General features: G+C 40.4%; 13 protein-coding genes. 4 read left to right on the forward strand and 9 right to left on the reverse strand.

Going from position 1 to position 17,378, the window contains the following annotated elements:
* Positions 1 to 20: 20 nt before the first annotated feature.
* From abc-f to parS, 3 genes are all read right to left on the reverse strand, one after another.
* On the reverse strand, positions 21 to 1,946 hold the full coding sequence (gene abc-f / locus BM043_RS14190) for a ribosomal protection-like ABC-F family protein (protein WP_092792759.1): 1,926 nt from the start codon (positions 1,944 to 1,946) through the stop codon (positions 21 to 23).
* Between the two features lie 679 nt (positions 1,947 to 2,625).
* Complete coding sequence (locus BM043_RS14195; protein ID WP_092792761.1) at positions 2,626 to 3,096, reverse strand: RES family NAD+ phosphorylase; 471 nt, start codon at positions 3,094 to 3,096, stop codon at positions 2,626 to 2,628.
* A complete protein-coding gene (gene parS, locus BM043_RS14200; protein WP_092792832.1) occupies positions 3,096 to 3,590 on the reverse strand; it encodes a type II RES/Xre toxin-antitoxin system antitoxin in 495 nt (164 codons plus the stop codon). The genes BM043_RS14195 and parS overlap by 1 nt, the downstream gene beginning before the upstream one ends.
* 939 nt (positions 3,591 to 4,529) lie before the next feature.
* Between parS and BM043_RS14205 the strand changes: the two genes are divergently transcribed.
* From BM043_RS14205 to hflC, 3 genes are all read left to right on the forward strand, one after another.
* Positions 4,530 to 5,711: a PQQ-dependent sugar dehydrogenase gene (locus BM043_RS14205; RefSeq protein ID WP_092792763.1), complete on the forward strand. Its 1,182-nt coding sequence runs from the start codon at positions 4,530 to 4,532 to the stop codon at positions 5,709 to 5,711.
* Positions 5,712 to 6,179: 468 nt separating this feature from the next.
* Complete coding sequence (hflK, locus tag BM043_RS14210; RefSeq protein WP_092792765.1) at positions 6,180 to 7,157, forward strand: FtsH protease activity modulator HflK; 978 nt, start codon at positions 6,180 to 6,182, stop codon at positions 7,155 to 7,157.
* On the forward strand, positions 7,154 to 8,092 hold the full coding sequence (gene hflC / locus BM043_RS14215; protein WP_092792767.1) for a protease modulator HflC: 939 nt from the start codon (positions 7,154 to 7,156) through the stop codon (positions 8,090 to 8,092). The genes hflK and hflC overlap by 4 nt, the downstream gene beginning before the upstream one ends.
* Positions 8,093 to 8,149: 57 nt before the next feature.
* On the opposite strand, the gene kdsB is transcribed toward hflC, so the two are convergent.
* The gene (gene kdsB, locus BM043_RS14220; protein ID WP_092792769.1) at positions 8,150 to 8,881 is read right to left on the reverse strand and encodes a 3-deoxy-manno-octulosonate cytidylyltransferase; all 732 of its coding nucleotides are present in this window, start codon (positions 8,879 to 8,881) and stop codon (positions 8,150 to 8,152) included.
* A 308-nt stretch (positions 8,882 to 9,189) separates the two neighbouring features.
* Between kdsB and BM043_RS14225 the strand changes: the two genes are divergently transcribed.
* Positions 9,190 to 10,755 (forward strand): hypothetical protein, encoded by a 1,566-nt coding sequence (locus BM043_RS14225; protein ID WP_218144150.1) that lies wholly within the window; start codon positions 9,190 to 9,192, stop codon positions 10,753 to 10,755.
* Here the strand turns inward: BM043_RS14225 and BM043_RS14230 are convergent.
* Genes BM043_RS14230 through BM043_RS14250 form a run of 5 tightly spaced genes read right to left on the reverse strand, consistent with a single transcriptional unit; the run spans position 10,752 to position 17,376 of the window.
* Positions 10,752 to 13,205: an exopolysaccharide transport family protein gene (locus tag BM043_RS14230; RefSeq protein WP_092792773.1), complete on the reverse strand. Its 2,454-nt coding sequence runs from the start codon at positions 13,203 to 13,205 to the stop codon at positions 10,752 to 10,754. The genes BM043_RS14225 and BM043_RS14230 overlap by 4 nt on opposite strands.
* Positions 13,202 to 14,011: a polysaccharide biosynthesis/export family protein gene (locus BM043_RS14235; protein WP_092792775.1), complete on the reverse strand. Its 810-nt coding sequence runs from the start codon at positions 14,009 to 14,011 to the stop codon at positions 13,202 to 13,204. The genes BM043_RS14230 and BM043_RS14235 overlap by 4 nt, the downstream gene beginning before the upstream one ends.
* Positions 14,011 to 15,024 carry a polysaccharide deacetylase family protein gene (locus tag BM043_RS14240; RefSeq protein ID WP_245753040.1) on the reverse strand — a complete coding sequence of 338 codons (1,014 nt, stop codon included), beginning with the start codon at positions 15,022 to 15,024 and terminating at the stop codon, positions 14,011 to 14,013. Before BM043_RS14240 ends, BM043_RS14235 begins: the two co-directional genes overlap by 1 nt.
* Before the next feature lie 4 nt (positions 15,025 to 15,028).
* Positions 15,029 to 16,147, reverse strand: coding sequence for a hypothetical protein (locus tag BM043_RS14245; RefSeq protein ID WP_143189544.1), 1,119 nt, complete (start codon positions 16,145 to 16,147; stop codon positions 15,029 to 15,031).
* A gap of 47 nt (positions 16,148 to 16,194) precedes the next feature.
* Positions 16,195 to 17,376, reverse strand: a complete 1,182-nt coding sequence (locus BM043_RS14250) for a glycosyltransferase family protein (protein WP_092792779.1) — start codon at positions 17,374 to 17,376, stop codon at positions 16,195 to 16,197.
* Between the last annotated feature and the right edge of the window lie 2 nt (positions 17,377 to 17,378).

The following is a 17,378-nucleotide window of genomic DNA, read 5'->3' on the forward strand; positions in this document are numbered from 1 at the left end:
GAAAATAGGCAATTATTGAGTTAAGCCAAAACCTCCTGAAGGGCTGAAATCTCATCCACCAGTTTTTCCCAGGTCTCGGTAATCTGCCCAAGTTCTGTTTTTACCTTTTGGTAGTGCTCCTGTACTTCTTGGGCTTTTTGATCATCGGCATACAAATTCGGGTCAGCAAGCTCTTCTTCCAGCTTGCCCTGCTGGGCTTCTAGTTTTTCCATCTTTCGTTCGGATTCCTCCAAGTCCCGCTCCAAGCGCTTTAGGTCTTTTTTTGCCTGATTCAGTTCCACCTCTGACTTGGTGGGTATTGGTTTTTCTTTGGGTGGGCTTTTGACCACTTCTTCCTTGACAGAATTTTGTTGTTGTTGGCTTCGCCAAAATTCGTACTCCTCATACGTTCCCGGATATTCTTTGATCTGCTGATCTTCGATGTACCAGATTTTATTTGCCACTCCTTTGATGAAATGCCGATCGTGAGAAACCGTCACAAAAGTGCCTTCATACTGCTGCAAAGCCTGGATCAAAATATTTACCGACTGAAAATCCAAGTGGTTGGTCGGTTCATCCAAAAGCAAGAAATTAGCTTCAGAAATAAGAGTTTTCGCCAGAGCGACCCGGGATTTTTCCCCACCTGACAGTACTTTGATTTTTTTATACACCTCTTCATTGGAAAATAGAAAGCAACCCAAGACGCCTCGTAATTCTGAATCGGTTTTAGAGCTTCCGGCCTGATTCATTTCCTGCAAAATTTCATTGTCCAAAGTCAAGGCTTCCAGCTGATGCTGTGCAAAAAATGCCTTGATCACATTATAGCCTTCTGTCCGATTTCCCTCGATTTTCTCTGAACCGTCGATGATCCGAAGCAAAGTGGACTTTCCTTTTCCATTGGCTCCGATCAGGGCGATCTTATCTCCCCGCTCGATTCGGGCAGAGGTGTTTTTCAGAATGGTCAAATCCCCATAGGACTTGGATACATGATCCAAGACGACCACATCCCGACCGGATTTTTGGGAAAATTTGAATTTGAAATTGACAAAAGCCTCATCATTGACCACTTCATTTACCCGATCCAATCGGTCAAGGGCCTTGATTCGGGATTGCACCTGATTGGATTTGGTCGCTTTGGCACGGAAACGCTCGATAAAACGCTCCGTCTGCTTAATCATCTGCTGCTGATTTTCGTAGGCATTTTGCTGCAGTTCCATGCGAAGTTTTTTCTCTTCTTTATAGAAAGAATAATTACCTGGGTATAGCGTCAAAGTTTGATTCGCCACCTCCACGGTGCTACTGATACAATTGTCCAAAAAAGTCTGATCATGGGAAACCACGATTACCGCTCCTTCGTAATTTTTCAGATAATTTTCCACCCACTGAATGGATGGCAAATCCAGGTGGTTGGTTGGTTCATCCAGCATCAACAGGGAGGGTTTTTCCAACAGCAACTTTGCCAACATTACCCGCATTCTCCATCCACCGGAAAAGGTCCGCAGTGGCTTTTCCAAATCCCCGGTTTTAAATCCGATTCCTTCCAGAACTTCCTCAGCCTTGGCTTTGATGGTATAGCCTTCATTTGCTTCAAAGCGATCCTGTAAGAAGGCCAATCTATTGATGATTTCCTCCGAATGATCCGTCTCCATTTTATGCAGTACCTCATCGATCTCACCCTGAAGAGCCAGTGTTTCTTTAAAAGCCGCCAAAGCCACGTTTAAAATACTGTCGTCGGATTGATAGGAAAGCAAATCCTGATTTAAAAATCCTATGGTACAGTCTTTGGCTTTTTGAACTTCACCGGTTGTCGCTTGATAATCCCCATTGATGATTCTTAAAAGTGTCGATTTTCCGGTTCCGTTTTGGCCTACCAACCCGATTTTATCTTTGGGTTTGATATGAAGGTTTGCGTTTTCGTAAAGAGCTCTCCCGCCGATAAAGTATGAAAGGTTACTGATTGATAACATGCTGCAAAAATAGCTAATCGCCCGTTCCTATCCTTCCTGAAATGGAAAAGATTGTTGGGAGGGTTGGGTGTAAAGGAGGAAGTCATAGGAAAGTCTGAAGGCTTAAATGAAAAAGTTGAAACGGTATTTAGCAAAGGGAATGGGTGAAATCTAATCTGCTCCTCGTAAATCCTATTTCATAAATCGTAAATAGGCAGGCAGTCGCAGTTTTCAGGAATTAGGAACTCGGAAAGTTGGTATTTCTAAACCTTTAAAATATCGAATGAAAAATGATGGATTTCGAAATACTCAAAGAGGATTACAGAAAAATCCCGAAGTGCCTGTCCCGATTATCGGGAGATTAAACTTTTCAATACCTGTGCGCCGCGGCGTAGCCCCGAATGAAAGGAGTTGCGGAATGCGGGGTTTGGACATGACGATAGTCCTCAACCTTGGCCCGAGGATCTGCCGGATTTCTGCACCGGAATGCCGAGGAGGGTGACAAAGTTCAATAAACAAATTCAATGAGCAATTTTCAAGGGAAATGGAATCATTGCTCGGGACTAAGCCATTTTCTTAACGGATTTTCAATGCCCCAAAAAACCATAAATGCTGCAAGGCAGATACCCACTACCTAATATTCGGATTTTAATTCAAAAACGGAAAAAGTTGCGTCGTAGGGAGCACTTTATAAGTTGATCTATAAAACACTCCCCTTTCTAAATCTTGGGTCAATGCGAAGATTTAAAAATTCCTTTACTCGAACTTTTCCAAACTCTTGATACAAAGGATTTAATATTAGATTATACTCCATATTTACAATAGTCGAAGGCACCCGAAGTGCAAAAACCCCCTTCTTGTTAACTAATTCTGTAAAAATAGTGGTAGTCTCTGTAGAATAAGGATATTGATTCCAATGTTTGGGAAGTTCAGTTAACTTCTCTATGGGGAAATCATCCGGAAATTCAATTTTGGCAACTAAAATCTCTCTGGGTAAATTGGCAATGTTATCTGAGTGGACATAGTATTCCAAAAGCGCGAGAGAAATATTCTCAGAACAATAAACCGCTCTAGTACCAACCTCATTCCATCTTCCCCCAACCTTTTCGGCACCTATTCCCGAAAGCGTAAAGTCCTTGAATTTGGCATTGGCAACTCTGAAAACGACCATTAGCTATAAACATTATATTTAATTCTAATGATCTCATTTTCAACCATTTCAAACCCAAAACTACTATCCAGTAATTCAAATGGTTTTTTATCTCCCAAAGCACGGGAGGGTGTCAATAACCAATTTTTAAAATCCTCACGGGAGTCAAATACATCATATCCTAACCCAAACAACCTTGCCAATTCATAAATACGCTCAGACGTTTCTTTACTATACACATTTTTTTTTTGCATACTGCTGATAGAAGCTGGAAGGATATCAGCAAACTCCTTTTCCGTCGAACCCAAAAGAGTAATCAATTGCTTCCAATCAGATTTTTTAACCCCGTCTCTAATACGGCCGATCAACTCCAACTTGTACCCAGGCGCATCTTTGGAATGAACTACAACCCAAGCCGGAGAAAACATATGCAATTGATCAATCCCACCAATTTCCTTGGCAGAAGAACCTAAGTCCCCTGATTCTGTATTTTTACTTTTTTTTACAGTTTCCATGATTGTATTTTTACGCTCGACAGAAAGTAAATATACAATTTTTTTAAGCCAATTCAAAGCTAAAAGACTCTTTGGAGCCTAAAGAGGATATTCTACAGAAAATTAGGTGAGTACGATGCACAAGGCCGTAAATTTTAAAATTAAGGGCAAAAAGATGAAAGGTGAAATTGAAGTGATATACTCTATAAACTACGCTGCTGTTAGTAAATCGTAATTCAGAAATGGGTTTTTTGTCCGGTGTCCGATGTCGGATGTCCGGTGTTAATCGAAATCTAAAGGCTAATGGGTTAAATTCTGAATCGATGAATTCAAGGAAAAAGTTTAAATCTACTCTGCTCCTCGTAAGTCCTAATTCATAAATCGTAAATAGGTAGGCAGTCGCAATTTTCAGGAATTCGAAATTCTGAAATTTGATATATCCAAATCTTGAAAATCTCGAATGATGAATTTCGAAATACTCAAAGAGGATTTCAGAAAAATCCCGAAGTGCCTGTCCCGATTATCGGGAGATTAAACTTTTCAATACCTGTGCGCCTGTGGCGTAGCCCCGTATGAAGTGAGGCAGAATGCCGAACGGAATGCGGGGTTTGGTCACGACAAAATACCCCAACCTCGGCCCGAGGATCTGCCGGATACCTGCACCGGAATGCCGAGGAGGATGACAATGTTCAATTAACAAATTCAATGCGCAAATTTCAAGTGGTAATGATTATTGAATTATTGATGAATCGGGGAATTGTCGAACTGTTGAATCGATGGGAAGGCGGGAGTTTGGAGAAATCAGTCCTATAAAATTTCGAATGATAAATGAAAAAAGGTGAATTTCGAAGTTTGGGCCCTATCCTCTTTTCCTATTTTTGGAATAAAGTACCATCATCCGGACAACAAGCATTATATTAAAGGGTTAATCCATTAAATCATGATCAATACCTCTCAACTATGAACACATTGAAAATACTTAGTCTTTTTGTTGGGGTCAGCTTGTTTAGCTTAGAAGCAAGTGCCCAACTCCAAGCAGTCAAAACTCCCAATTCTGCCAACAAACGAAACATCAGCCAAGCTCAGGCGGATGTCAAACTGGACCGTATACAGCTTCCTGAGGGCTTTAAAATCGAAGTTTGGGCGGCGGATGTTCCCAATGCAAGATCAATGAGTATAACCGAGGAAGGAATTGTCTTTGTCGGAAATCGCCAGGAAAAAAACGTCTATGCCCTTGTGGATGAAAATGGTGACGGAAAGGCAGATGCGAAGTTTGTTTTGGCCGAAGGCCTGCGCATGCCAAATGGAGTGGCCTACAAGGACGGAGATCTTTACGTTGCCGAAGTTAGCCGAATTTTACGCTTTAGAGACATTAAAAATACGCTGACCAATCCAAAATTTGAGGTCGTCTATGATGGATACCCTACCGAGTCACATCACGGATGGAAGTTTATCGCATTCGGTCCGGATGGCATGCTTTACGTACCGGTGGGTGCCTCTTGCAACATTTGTGAATCAGAAGATGAAATCTATGCTTCTATCACTCGGATTGACCCCAACTCTGCCAACCCTACGCCTGAAATCTTTGCCCATGGAGTGAGAAATTCAGTGGGTTTTGATTGGCATCCCGAAACCGGAGATCTTTGGTTTACCGACAATGGACGGGATATGATGGGCGATAATATTCCCGAATGCGAACTCAACCATGCCACGGAAAAAGGACAGCACTTTGGCTATCCTTATTGGCATGCAGGTACAGTCAAAGATCCGGAATTTGGAAATCAGGGAAAGGCCGAATCTGAATATGTGAAACCGGCCGCAAAACTTGGGCCTCATGTGGCGCCACTTGGAATGCGTTTTTATGAAGGAAGCATGTTCCCTTCGGATTATAAACATCAGGCAATCATTGCCAAACATGGAAGTTGGAATAGGAGTAAAAAGTCCGGTTATGAGGTGGTAAAAGTGGAAATGGACTCCAATGGAAAGGTAATTGCCGAAAAACCATTTGCCACCGGATGGTTGGATGATGCGACTCAAGATGTTTGGGGAAGGCCAGTAGATGTGCAGGAATTGCCCGATGGAAGTTTGTTGATTTCCGATGATATGGCCAATTGCATTTATCGGGTGAGTTATGCAAATTGATTTGAAAATAATAAGGAATATGATTGTCCGCAATGATGCCAGTAGCCCAATTTTCTTTACTAAAAAAAGACGGATCCGCCTCTGCGGACAGGTGTCAGATGTCCGGTGACCGATGCCTGCATAAATCTGTCATTTTCGCAGAATTTTAGTTGTTCAGTTTTGCTACTGGTAAGAAAGCGGATATACATAATAAGGAATTAATATTTATGGGCCCAAAGCATAATTCTGCATGCTTTGGGTCTTTTTTTTGGTTTTGACACTTACTTTTCCCAATCAAGAAAACAGGATTTGCTTGGGCTAGTTTTAAAAATGGTATATTGGAAGCATAAGGCAATAAGCTAATCTAGTGAGCAAAATCAGAACTTAACCTGGCATTTTGTAAAGCAAATCTCATTAACACTGTTTTTCTTTATCCCGAATACGGCTCATTAGGAAATTGTTTGCAATCAAGAATACAACTACAAATCAATGGAAGAAAAAAGTTATAACATCAACATCAATCCAGATTGGATAAAAAAATATCTGGGTAAAATCCTTTGGGCAGTTTTTGCCCTGATTATTCTTTTTTCCAGCGTCCGAACAGTTGGGCCTGAAGAAGAAGGAGTCGTCATTCAGCTTGGAGAATACAACAGAACTGTAGTGCCGGGATTGAATTTTATGCTACCCCTTGGAATCGAGAAAATGTATAAAATTCCTGTTCAACGACAATTAAAGCAGGAATTTGGTTTTCGAACCACCTCAGCAGGTCAACGCTCCGAATATGTAAAGGCTGGATACGGAGATGAAAGCATGATGCTGACGGGAGACCTCAACCTCACAGATGTAGAATGGGTGGTCCAATATAGAATCACTGATTCCTACAAATTTCTATTTAAGGTTAGAAATGCGGAAAAAACTCTGCGTGATATGTCCGAATCTGTCATGCGGAAAGTAGTTGGTGACCGAACCGTAAATGAGGTGCTAACCGTGGGAAGACAAGAAATTGCCTCCAGTGCGGAAATTAAGCTTCAGGAACTCTGCGATGAATACGAAAACGGAATTCGAATCGATCAGGTCGTATTGCAGGATGTAAATCCACCCGAACCGGTCAAGCCTTCGTTCAACGCTGTAAATGAAGCCCAACAGGAACGCGAAACCCTCATTAACCAGGCCGAAGCTGACTACAACCGGATTATCCCTAGAGCAAGAGGAGAAGCGGAAGAAACCATCCAATTGGCTGAAGCCTATTCTCTCAACCGGGTGAATCGTGCCAAAGGAGAAGCGGAACGATTTAATTCACTTTACGAAGCCTATATCAAGGCTCCAGAGGTAACCAAACAACGGATCTATTTGGAAACAATGGAAAAAATACTTCCCAAAATAGGTAACAAGATTATTGTAGATGAAGAAGGAAATAATGTGTTGCCACTTTTAAATATTGACAAAGTAAAGCCTCCAATCCAATGAGAAAGAGAAAAATAGGATATATCGTTGTAGCGGCAGTTTTGGTCCTTTTACTGTTCAACAGCTATTTCATCTTAGATGAAACCGAGCAGGCCATAGTTACCCAATTTGGAAAACCGGTAGGCGAGCCCCGCACTACCCCGGGCATCAATTTCAAAACTCCCTTTCTTCACAAAGTGCAATTCTTTGATAAGCGCTATCTCGAGTGGGATGGAGACAAAAATCAGGTTCCGACTAGGGATAAGAAATTCATTTTCGTCGACACCTATGCTCGGTGGGAAATTACCAATCCCCTTCAGTTTTTTATCCGTCTAAGGGATGAGCGATCTGCCCAGTCTCGCTTGGATGATATACTTGATGGGGAAACCAGAAATGCCATTGCCAGTCATGATCTGCTGGATGTGGTTAGATCCACCAATCGTGACCCGGAGGTTACTGAGGATTTTATGGAAGAAATAGAAGTTTTGGAGGATATTTCGGTGGGAAGGGATAAGATCGAGAATATCATTTTGGAAAAAGCCAATGAACGCACCACTGATTTGGGAGTGAGGATATTGGATTTCCGATTTAAGCGAATGAATTATGTGGATGAAGTCAGAGATCGGGTATATGACCGGATGATTTCTGAGCGAAACCGAATTGCCGATCAATTCCGATCCGAAGGTCAGGGACAAGCTCGGGTGACTCAAGGGAATAAAGAGCGGGATCTTGCCCAAATCCAATCCGAAGCATTCAAAGAAGCTGAAGAAATCAAAGGGCGGGCGGATGCTGAAGCCACTACAATTTATGCTGCTGCTTATAACAAAAACCGGCAATCCATCGATCTCTATAAATTTCTAAGGACCATGGAGAGTTTTGAGAAATCAATGGATGAAAACACCAGTATCGTACTTTCGACGGATTCTGAGTTTTTCAAGTACCTAAGAAGGTTAAACTGAGAGAATTTGTTGCGCTCCAAGCCTGCCAAGTTTCCGAAACTTGGCAGGTCTTTTATACTAGCTGTTCGTTAATTTCTCCCAATAATCTCTTGCCCGCTCCAAATCCTCCGCCGTATCAATGGCAATCGCCTGATGTTGGGTTTCAGCCATTCGGATGTTGATGCCTCGTTCCAATAATCTCAATTGCTCCAGCATCTCGATTTGCTCCAATTTCCCTTTGGGCCAAGAGGGGAATTCCTGAAGGATTTCTCTTCGATAGGCATAGATTCCCACGTGCTTTTTAAAGGAAAGATCACTAATCTTTTCCCTGTTAAAAGGAATGGGAGAACGTGAAAAATACAGAGCATTATTTTTATCGTCCAAAACTACCTTTACCGCATTGGGATTTTGAGCTTCATCGGGTGAAATGGAAAAGTAAAGGGAAGCCACCTGAACCTGATCATCCTCGAACAAGGCCAGAAGATCTTCCAGAGATTTTTTATCCTGAAAAGGCTCATCACCCTGCACATTGACGATGAGCTCTGCATTGACTTTTGAAAGTGCCTCTGCGATTCGGTCCGAGCCGCTTTCATGGGTTTTTTGACTAAAAAAAACCTTCCCTCCTACAGCTTGAATTTGCTCTTGAATTTGCAAGTGATCAGTTACTACCCATACTTCATCAAACAGCCCCGTAGCCAAGGTACTTTCATAGGTTCGCTGAATAACTGATTTCCCCCCAATATCCTGAATCAGCTTTTCCGGCAAACGGGTAGAGGCAAAACGGGCGGGAATAAGAGCGGCTGATTTCATGGAATTAAAACAACTAAAATTAATTATGAAACTGCAAGTTTACAGGTTTTCTCGAACATAAAATAAATTATACTCATCAAGCGATGCTGATTCTCCCCACTATAAGAAGGATTTGTTCTTCGGGAATATTCAAACTCTCCATGGGATTTGAAAACATCGGAGAATAAGTTGAGGAATAAAATGAAAACTCTCTCAGTGTCTACTTTTCAACATTGAAACGATTATGGGCTTGCTTTATGAACCAAGACCTAAGCCTTGAAAAAAATCCCCTATTTTTATCCAAAATTAACTATTCAGGGATTTTCTATATGATCCAAATTCAGCCATCTGCAAATCCATCCAAATCCTCATATCTATGGATAGGACTTAGTTTTCTGGCTATGGTGATCATCTACTTTCTGCCGTGGCGCTTTCAGGTCAACGATGATGTGATTATGATGTGGTTGGTTTCGGGTATTTACACTGGCGAATCCGAAAATTATGCCGTGTTTATGCACCCCTTTCTGTCTTATTTACTTTCTTTCCTCTACCAGCATACCCCGACTGTTTCCTGGTACAGCATATATCAGTATCTCCTGATTTTCTTATCATTTGCATTTGCGAGTAGCGTCATTCACCATTCTCTTCTTACAAAAAGAAGTAAAACCATTTACCAATCCATTTTACTTTTGGTTTCCCTCCACCTTTGCATTTTTCCCCAATTCACTTTAGTGGCTGGTTGGTCCGCTTTTGCAGCCTTCTTGTTACTAATGAATTTCCCAAAGAACAAACTAGTACTTGTATTCTCGATATTCCTATTTTTTTTCGCTGCTTTACTGCGGGCAGAGGCGAGCTTATTGATTTGGCTTGGTTTTGTTTGGTTTATGATTGCCAAATTTCAAAAAATCAAGGCTTTGCATCTCAGCATCGCCCTAATCCTTTTGCTTGTCTTGATAGGTTCCAAGAGTATATATGAAAATCAATCTGAATACAAAGGTTACCTAGAGTTCAACAAAGCAAGGCATCAGGTAATTGATCATCCAGTATTTTTCCAAAATACAATTGAAGAGGTATATTCAAACGATCCTAAATGGAAAGTATTTTCGCAATGGTTTATTCAGGAATCCCCTCCTACCCTCGCTGATCTAAATCTCCACTACAAAGAATTAAATTCACATTATTTTTCAATTAAACATAGCTGGGTTTCTTTAATTCGATTGTTACAAGTCCACTTGACGGAGCTTTTCAAAAGCTTTCTGGCCTTAACTTTTTTAATACTCTATTGGATACATTACAGAGGGAATAAAAAAATGCTCTTGTTTGCAATAGCATGGATCTTCTTTTTTTTGATTTTTAATCATTTCAACCATATACGGGGCAGGGTAATATTTCTTTTTTACTTGCCACTTTTACCACCGATTTTTGAACAAAGCCTTAGATTTAAAAACAAATTTATATTCGGACTTTCGCTAATCATCTTAGGGTTTTTATTAAGTATCCATATTTTTAATTTTCTGAATGAAGCCAAAAAAAGACAGTCCCAACTTAGTCAATATGAAAGCCTAATTGCTCAAAAAGCACTCGATACGCCCATATATCTTGAAGGTTTTCCTCTAGAATATTTTTCCCGATACTTCAGCTCCGGTGAAAAAACTCCCTTCTTTATCGAAGGTTGGATAGCCAGAAGTCCATTTCAAACCAAAGCTTATCGAAGACTGGGATTCAAAGAATTAAATGATCTTGAAAGCTATTATCTAATTGCAGTTAAAGAAAAAGCACCATTTGATTTTCCTGACTATATGAACAGCCTAGGAGATGATTATGCGTTGATCGAAACTGAGGAAACTGCCGATCTGATCATGTATAGGTATAGTAAGAATAAAGAATTTAATTAGACTCTGAATTTCTCCAATAGTTTGTTGACCCATGGAGATCTTTTTCTTGGTTCCTCCTGATCATAATAGGCACCGGTATATTCATTTTTGCGCATATAGGAATAATTATAGCCATAGCCATAATTATAACCTCCAAAATCATACACATCCAGACCAGCCTTCAGTCCATTAAATACCGCATAAATATTATCTACCTGGTCATTGGCATAGAGATCATTGATCATCAGGAGGTAGCGCTTATGCGTAAAATCCTGTCTGACGATATACAGATTTACATCCGAGAACCGAAGTAAATCCATCGTTTCGGAAACCAATCCAATCGGTGGAGTATCCATCACCACCACATCAAAATCTTCTTTCAGGGAATTCAGAAAATCTGTCATTTTATCCTTTAGCAACAGTTCCGCAGGATTGGGAGGAATCGGACCCGAAGGAACCACATAGAGATTTTCATACTTGGTCTTAACGATTATCTCCTCTCGATCTGCTTTATCAACCAAAAAATTGGACAATCCAGTAGTATTCTGTACACCCAAATACTCGGAGATTTTTGGTCTTCTTAAATCCAAGCCGATCAGGATGGTTTTCTTTCCACTCAAAGCAATGGCAGAAGCCAAATTGATACTCACGAAAGTTTTGCCCTCACCGGAAACGGAGGAGGTGATCAAAATCCGCTTGCAGGATTTCTCACTGGCAATGTAAAACAAAGCCGATCTCAAGGACCTAAAGGATTCTGAAACCATGGATTTTGGATGCTCCTGCACCAACAAATTTGTATCCTTGGTACTATAGCCAATGGTACCCAAAAGTGGAATTCGAAGTACATTCTTTAATTGAACCTGGTCAACAATCTTATTATTGAGATAATGATAAAGGATCAAAAGCAATAATGGAATAAAAAGGCCAAGACCAAAAGCCAAGCCATAATTCTGCGATTTCTTTGGGAAAATCAAATTTCCTCTTCGAGCATAATCCAAGATCGAATTATCAGAAATATTGGATGCCTGGGCAATGCCAGCCTCTGCTCTTTTTTCCAATAAATAATTATATAGATTTTCCCGCAGTTTAAACTCCCTACTCAAAGCCATGAAATCCGATTCGGCCTGAGGCAGTTTAGAAAATTCCACTCCTTCGGATTCTAATTTGGCAATAGCACGATCCTTCCTATCTCTGGTATTCTCTACCAGATTATCCATGTTTTCAAAAATATTCTCACGAATCTTGGTGATCTGCTCATCAAGCTCCAATACATTGGGATGATTTTCATTGACACTAGCTAGAAGTTTTCGCCTTTGTAAAGAAATATCAATCAGGTTACTAACTAAGCTATTTAATAGGCCATCATTGATCCCAACTAAGGAGGGAGCCAGAATATCTGAATAGTCTTTCCCTTTTTCAATTAAATAAGCTTGTAAAGAGAGGTAATATTGCAGTTCGAAATCGATGGATTGGATTTGATCTTCCAAACTCTGGATATTCCCTAATACTCCCCCGAATTCAGAATTGATATCAAGGAGTTTATTCTCAACTTTGAAGTTTAGTATCCGTCTTTCTACGGCCTTCAATGAATCCTCCACGATAAACAACTGCTCTTCCAAAAATTTGAGCGTGTTTTCAGTCATTTGGTTTTTTTCCTTCAGACTATACTCAATGTAGGCATCCATCAGGGCATTGACATAATCACGGCCCTTTTCCACCACTTTGGTATTCATGATTACCTGAAGGACAGTTCCGTAGCTGTTAATGGGTCTTACCGTGATCCCTCTGGAATAATCGTCTATGATATTCATCTGACTATGAATCATAAAGGACAGCTTATCCCCAGTTCTAAGATTCTTGACTTTTTTGATTTTAAAGCTACTATTAGGTGACTGTATTTCTTCGTCGAAGGTATAAACCTTATTCAAAATCGCATCATCCACCGGACCATCTGCTTTGGCATTGAGAAAATCAAAAAAACCGGACTCCTCACGGGTAAGCATAAATTCATCCTCATTGACCATGGTAAAGGTAATCTCCCCCATCTCCATCTGGGGAAAATCCGGATCTACTTCCACATAGATTGGAGACTGATCATAGAGCTCCACCTCCTTGATATTGGTCGAGGCGTAATAGGTCACATTGAAGTGCAAATTGCTCAAGGCTTCGGCTGCCAAATTTTTGGAAGTCAGTAAGAGAATGTCGTTTTCCAGATTATAGGCTCCCGAAAAAATATTGGATCTGTCCAAAATCCGCATCTCCGGACTGGAGTTTTGCTTGATCAAAATACTGCCTTGTACCTCATATTCCTCCACCGAATAGCGATGAAACAAAAAGGTTATGATCAAGCCCAAGAATATACTGGTGACGTACAAGGGCCAATATCTGAAATACTTAATCAGGTAGTATTTGATATCAATGGGTTTGATATCTTCCTGAAACTTGGACATATCTACCTTGCCATCAATCATAAATTTCTGGTCAAAAGAGCGGATAATAAAATCAAGGAAGAACCAATGGAAATAATCAAACCCAAGGAGGAGGAAAGGTTTTCAGCATTTCCAAATTGTCGGATATTCATAGGCTCTAAGTACAAGATATCATTGGGCTGGATAAAATAAAAGGGTGAGGCCAATAAGGACCGATCATGAAGGTTGATTTGGTGGATTTTACTTCCCCCATCGTATTGGCGAATGATAAACAGCTGATTTCGCTTCGCCAAAATATTACTTTCCCCGGCCACGGATAAGGCATCAAAAATTGTCGCCCGGTTTTTAAGAATAACCTGGGTTCCGCTATTATTAAATTCTCCCAACGCAGTGAATCGGATCCCTCCTATTCTAAGCTTCACAAACACATCCTCTTTAAAATAAACATTTATGGCATTCTGAACCTTCTTCTGGGCTTCTTTTTCGCTCATTCCGCCAATCTCAATTCTCCCTAACTTGGGTAACTCTACGAATCCCTCCTTGTCTATGCTATAACCCGTAAAATAGAACATATCACTTACTCCTCCACCTCCGCCACCTTGACGCATCATTCGCGAGCCCTGAAATTCAAAAGCCTGGGTGAGTTCCTCATCTGAACTCGCAAAATCAATATCTACAATATCAAAAGGTTGAAGAATATACTCATACTCAACCTCGGCGAAAGGAATAAATTCATCCAATCCGATCGGCTCATTTCCCGGAAGATTCTGCAAATAAGTGATCCGCTTGTTGCTGATACAAGACGAAAATATAGTTGTAAATACAAGTAAAAGGAATAGGCGCTGCATCACTGATAATTTACGGAAAAATTTTGATCAGAGGATTTATCTTTCTTTTTTGAATTCATTATATTCTCTGCCAACTCATTCATACTCATACTTTGAAGTCCTTTAGACTTTGTCAATTCATTAATAAAAATCAACAAATCTTCTAAAACTTGTAAATTTTCTTTGGGTAAATGTCCAAAATTATGCGGATGCCACCATAAGTGATAAATTTCATTTCGCTTACAGGATTCTACGAGTTCCGACTTGATTCGCTTTATCCGCAACTGATTAAAAACCGAACCCTTTCTATAGGGTCTCAAAAGCCTAGAAGCAGGGATTTCTATGGACTCACCACTTATTTTTGGTTCGGAATAGCTACTCCGCTTGCCTAAAGGATACAAAGTGTCACCCGTTCTAAATATTTTCTTCGCTAAACTCTCTTCTACGGCGTTTTCCCAGAACCAGTCTTTCGGATTTGTTCTGAAATTTTTAAACCCCAAATCCATGGCAGCTTGAATACTATTCTCGTCGTATTGATTGCGAGGAAATACCAAAGAAACAGGCTCAATACCTAATTTATCCTGACTTATCTTTTTGCTTGCACTCAAATCTGCCTGAAATGCGGCGAGATCAGCTCCTTTTTCCAGTGTATAAAAATGGGAGAATGTATGCGAAGCGATCTCTTGACCGGAAGTTTGACTCACATCCAAAGCTAAATCCGGAGCAAATAAACCATTTAAACCGGGTCGATCTTTCGCCCATTCATAGGCCGAATACTTTGGCTGTTCATAATTTGGAAGCCGGTTGGGCCTATACGATTCCCACTCTTCCCAATTTTTCGCCAAAAGCATTCCTACTGTGGCCCAAGTAGCATGAATTTTATATTTTTCAAATAGCCTGAGAATCTTTGGAACAGCATATTGAGTCCCTGCATAATAGGCCTGATAATCTGCTAAGGAATATTTATCAAACCTTCCCCAGTGAAGTTCGAAATCTAAAGAAATTACAATAACAGGTCGCTCCAAATTCAACACAAATTCATTGAGATTTTCTGATTATGAAAGGCCAAATTAACCATAGGAAACTGATATACAAAAAAGGAAGCCAAACAGATTTCATTCGATAAAAAAGTCCATAATTATTTAATGTCATTGAATACAGAAAAAACATCAATAAAGTGAGTAATAAAAAATAAGATAAGGCAAGGGGAAGTCGCTTTAATTTTCTAAATCCCAATAAAATAGCTGCAAAAAACAAACCTAACATCAGCAAGTTTTCTAGTGCAAAAATTAAAGAATAGATGTCCCAAATTTCCCAGATAAATGGCCGAAAAAAAACCGAAATCAATCGAAATATCCAAGAGTATCCCAACATAGGCAACTCGGTATGAGCCTGATAAGCACTCAAAAACTCCATTTGCTCCTGACTCAATCGCATAAATTCCGAAAAAGATATGGCCTCCAAATGACTATAAGCCCACAGCCACCTAGCCCCTAAATATAAAACAGGCAAAAGTCCAAAAACCAATCCTATTCCCACCCGTTTTTGACTCCCTGATTTTTTCCAAAATAAAATCAACAACCAGAAAACGAAGAGTAAACCGATCAAAGGTTTAACCAAAAAAACCAAAAGCCAGAAAATCAGCGTGAGATAGACACTCTTATCCTGTGAAAAGGAGAAATAAAACAGACCCATCAAACCCAAAAACAAAAGTGCTTCTTTACTGACTCCCGCTGTCCAAAAATGAATACCGGGAAACCACCAAATCAAAAATGGAAGATACCGGATCAGGCTTTTATTTTTAACCCTCTCAAATAGTCGCTCCGTCAGCAATGCCCCAAAGATCAATCCTATAAATGACAAGAAACCATACCCTAAATTCCCAGACAAAAAACTTAAATCCAGCACTTTATAGGGGATATAATTCAACCATTGGATAAAAAAAGTTGAAAAGCCAAAATAGCCCATCCAGGATTGGGCGTATTGGGATAAATCAGCGCTCACCTCCCAATACCGAATCGCATCCCCTCCCTGTGAAGTCAAATACTGATGATAAAAAAAGCTAAAGCCAACATGATAGAGTCCCAATGCAATCAACTGAAACCGAATAAATCTGGAAGAATGCGTAGGGAAAACCCAATAATAAAATAAAGCCACACTTAGACCCAAAATCAAAAAAAACACGAGCACATCTTTCCCTTCAATCAACATCCCAATGCCCTCCCATAGCTCATTGCTGACTGCTCAAGGGAATATAACTGTAGTCCAAGTTCCCTGGCTTCCAAATGGATTTCAGGTGACAATCCCATCAACCAATCCAAGATCTGATCCAAATTTTGATCGGCTAAAAAGCAGGATTCTTGACCTCCCAGTTCCTGCCGAAGATCCCCGATCTCAGGACTCAGCCAAACAGGCAAGCCACAAAGTAAATATTCTCCCAATTTAATTGGAGCCAATCCCTTTAGCGAAGGAGCGGGAGTCCGCAGGCAAATCCCCAAGTCTGCGGCCGATAGATAAGCCTGGATTTCTTTAAAAGCACCTTCAATGCTCATTACCCGATCCTTAAGTGAAAGCGGTAAATTTTGTTCCATCCAACTGCTGTTTCTACTAAGAATAAGCAGCTTCAATCTGGAATCCCGTTCCATCAATTCAAACACGGGTTTCAGGTAATAGGCATTTCCCAGCGAACCGGAGTGCACCAATACTTTTTCATCTGCCCTGATTCCCCATTTCGCGCGAAAAGTCGTTCGTGAATTTTCATTCCGCTGAAATAGCTGCGGGTCTCGCCCATTAATTACTTTGAAAAATTTATTAGGATTCAATTCCCGATTTTCCTTCAGATGCCAATCGATGGCCGCGTTACTTCGAGTAAGGATAATATCTGCCTTTTGTAGCATTTCCTTTTCGATTTTTACCAAAAAGCGATGTTGCCCAGAACCTTTTTTCAATCTCGAAAAATCAATTCGCTCCTGAATCGGCAGACCATCAGCATCAAAAGCCAAGCGTGTAGCATTCCAATTTATTTGCCTAGCCAAAAATCGAATCAGTAAAGCAGGCATAGTACTCCTTGGCATAATCCAATCAAAATTTTGAGAGCGGATCAGCTTCAAAACAACCTTTCTGCGAATCCAAAGTGAATAAATTGCCGCAAGACTTGCTACAGGCTTTCGATAAACTGAATAGTGGAAATATTTAATTTGCGCTTTTTCTGCAAGATGATTGATTCGGCTGACTTCAGATTTATCAGCCCAAGAAAACTGAATAACACTCACTTCTAGGCCATATTTCTGGCTTAGCGCATCGAAAATCGGAAAAAAGAGCGTTTCCAAATAATTGCTCGTTCCCGAGTCCCAAGTGATAAATAACAGTTTCTTTTTTTTCTCCATGC

The sequence above is a fragment of the Algoriphagus hitonicola genome (assembly GCF_900113375.1).
Taxonomy (GTDB): domain Bacteria; phylum Bacteroidota; class Bacteroidia; order Cytophagales; family Cyclobacteriaceae; genus Algoriphagus; species Algoriphagus hitonicola.